The 2846-nt window shown below is 64.9% G+C and carries 2 protein-coding genes and 1 pseudogene; all 3 read right to left on the bottom strand.

Annotation, left to right across the window (positions count from 1 at the left end; all coding sequences use genetic code 11):
* The coding region (locus NTCA1_RS28595) for a hypothetical protein (RefSeq protein ID WP_201282626.1) at nt 1-1464 on the bottom strand (1464 nt) is incomplete at its 3' end.
* A 22-nt stretch (nt 1465-1486) separates the two neighbouring features.
* The gene (locus NTCA1_RS28105; protein WP_159832488.1) at nt 1487-2617 is read right to left on the bottom strand and encodes a phosphoadenosine phosphosulfate reductase family protein; all 1131 of its coding nucleotides are present in this window, start codon (nt 2615-2617) and stop codon (nt 1487-1489) included.
* 4 nt (nt 2618-2621) lie between these two features.
* Nucleotides 2622-2846: pseudogene (locus NTCA1_RS28100) on the bottom strand (hypothetical protein); the annotation flags it as partial.

Here is a 2846-nt window from a genome sequence, read left to right as displayed (position 1 = left end):
CCCGGGCTGGGCAGTGAACTCGGAAGACGCATAGGCGCGCCAGAGATGGCCTTCGGCCTCGATCTGGTGTTCGAAGGTGCGGATCGAATTTCCGACGGTGACGATCAGGCCCTTCTCTTCATCCAGTTCGATGTGGCCGGGTTCGTAGAGACGGCCAGGCCGGATGCAGGGTTCGTTGTCGCCCATTTCGCAACCGGCGGCTGCGAGGTCGGGCACAGTGATGCCGGTGCAGCGCCACAGGTCGAAGCGTTCGCCTTCGGCGCTGGCGGTCATGTAACGCTCCCTGGCGATCGTCCATGCCGCGTTGACGTGATCGAGGTCATCACCGATGTCCGTAATCGCGCCGCGGGCGATCAGCTGATCCCCGCGATAGGTGAGCCACACGGCGAGCATGACCATGTTGGCATCGAGGTGATCGTGCGAGGCGCAGCAGCCCGGCGTGATCGTCTGGTTGGTGAGGCGCATGGTCTGCCATTCGTCAGGCGTCAGTTGGTGGGCGAGAGCCTTGGCGAAAGCGCATGCAAGCGTTTCGCGGTTCGCGTGCTCCATGGCCTCGGCGTAATCCTCGCCGGTGTAGATCGCCTCAAGCTCGTCATCGGCATTGCGGCGATAGAGCCCAAAGCGGGGTTCGCCCGCGATTTCGCGGACCGCAGGCTCGGGATAGTCGATCCACATTTCCACCGGCTCGCCCATCGGCCCGGTGCAGACTTCGAAGCTGGGCTTGGTGTCGTTGCGCCAGCTTTTGTCCGTCCAGTCTCCCGGAATGGGCGGCATGCAGGCAATGGGATAGTCGGGGAATTGCAGAGCCCACCGGGTTTCGACTTCCTGTGTGGTGTAGCCGAAGGCGAGCGACACAAAGCCACCCTCGGCCTTCAGCGCCTTGACTGATGCGATCAACTCGCGGTCGCCGTCGGCACTCGAAAGCAGTTCGGCGCGAACATGCGGCCACGTATGTTCGGCCACGCTGATGTTGAGGAAGCCGTTCCATTCACGGTCATCGGTGTAGCCGGGGAAGATCGTGCCTTCGCCGAACGACCACGAGACTTCGCGGCGCCCGCCTGCGTCGCGCGCTTTTGCGCGGGGCGAGGACTTTGGCTCGGCCTTGTCGAGCATCAGCACGAGAATGGAGGGGCGATCCGCTTCATCCAGAGGGCGGGAATCGAGGATATGGCGGCCACCCCGCCCGATGCCGAATGCGTTGAAGGTGGGCGAATGTCCGCCATTGGCATTGGCGCACTTCGTCCCGGCATCATGGTACTGAATATCTACGAATCCTGCCGGGCTTCGTTCGCGATCGGGCAGGAAGCAGAAGGTCACACGGCGGCCGTCGCTCGTTCGGGCAGTGATGGTGTATTCGCCATCGGGAACGTCGATGGGCTTGTGCGGCACGTCGTTGAAGCCCGCAAAGCCGAGCGCGACGGCCTCGGCCTGGGACATGACGGGATGGTCCGTGGAAGCGGTCATGGCAGTCTCCTATTGCTATCGGTCAGGCGGCGCGGCGCTGGGCGATGAGGTCGGCAAAGCGGTCCCGCACGGCGCGGGCGGTCGGAAAGCGGTTGGCAAGCTGGTGGCGCGCGAGGATCGGCGCACGGGCCTCGGCAATGGCCGCGGCCTCGGGCAATGTCGGCAGGCGCGGCGGCCACCCCCTGACGTATCGCAGACCCTTGGGCATCGCGCCCTCGACCTCGCGGCGCCGATGCGCGTCGATCTTGGCGGCCGCGATGCGGATCTGCAGGTCTGGCGGCAAGAGATCAGGTGCGGTGTCCGCAAGCCAGCGCGCTGGCTGAAACGAGAACGTGGACGTCGCCTCGAGGTCGCACAGGTGGATCAGTGCATCGCGGTTGGCGGGAGCGTTGGCCGATGCGCGGGCGTCGGCGATCGACTGCAGCACGCAGAATCGGCAGGAAAGCCGCGAACTGGAGTAGCAGGTATAGGCTTCGTGAAGCGGGATGCCGAGATGGCGGTGTGCGGCGAAGACTTCGGCCGTCGTCCATTCGACGATGGGATGCCAGAGCATCATGCGCGTGCCATGGGCATTGCCTGCACCGGCGTAGCGCGTGTCAGCCTTCCATTCCGGGGCTTTGGACCGCGCGGTGCTTTCATCACGGCGGATGCCAAGGACGTTGATGATGGTCTCGCCACGCAGTGTGCGCGCCAGGTGCGGGCCGATGACATGGGCCTTGGCCTCGGAGGTGCAGAAGCGCAGCGAGGCCGAGGACCATGGACCGATCAGGTTGTAGGTCTCGAGGGCCTCGTAGCGGCGCTTGCCGTTCTCGAAGCGCTGTGCCCAGCGGTCGAACAGGTCGCCGGCGTTACGGCGCACGACGCAGAGCGGTAGATCCGCAAGTGCTGCCAGCTGTTCGACCATGGCAGGGGTGCTGTCCCATTCGGCGCGGCCGAGGTCGGCATGGATGACCAGGCGACGGTTACGGGGATGGCCGAGCTGATCGAGCATGATCGAGACGGCGAACATCGCGGCCGAGGAATCCTTGCCGCCCGAGACGTTGAAGACGATCCAGGCCCCGGCCTCGATCGCGGCGCGGATCTCGGCAGGCAGGACGAGCGAAGGCAGTCCTGCCGGCGCGGTGCCGGCAGGCTGCAAATGCTGATGCAGCATGGGATCAGTGGGACGTCAGATGGGTGGTGATCGCCGCTTCCTCGACGACGGGAAGCCTGCTTGCGAGGTCGCGCGCGATCGCTTCGCGGTAGGCGACCGCCATCCACATTTCGCGCGGGTGTCCTCTGTATTCCTTGCCGACCAGCTTGATCTTGTCGCCGTACTGTTCGATGCGCTGCCCGTTGTAGCAGACCAGGATCTCCCATTGGGTGACGCTGAAGCGCTTCTG

The organism is Novosphingobium sp. TCA1 (genome assembly GCF_009811895.1).
GTDB lineage: Bacteria > Pseudomonadota > Alphaproteobacteria > Sphingomonadales > Sphingomonadaceae > Novosphingobium > Novosphingobium panipatense_A.
This window is presented reverse-complemented; position numbering and strand designations above follow the sequence as displayed.

What these genes read in the sequence shown, in the direction of transcription:
- NTCA1_RS28105 (WP_159832488.1), bottom strand. Translation starts at nt 2,617, where the DNA reads ATGCTGCATCAGCATTTGCAGCCTGCCGGCACCGCGCCGGCAGGACTG.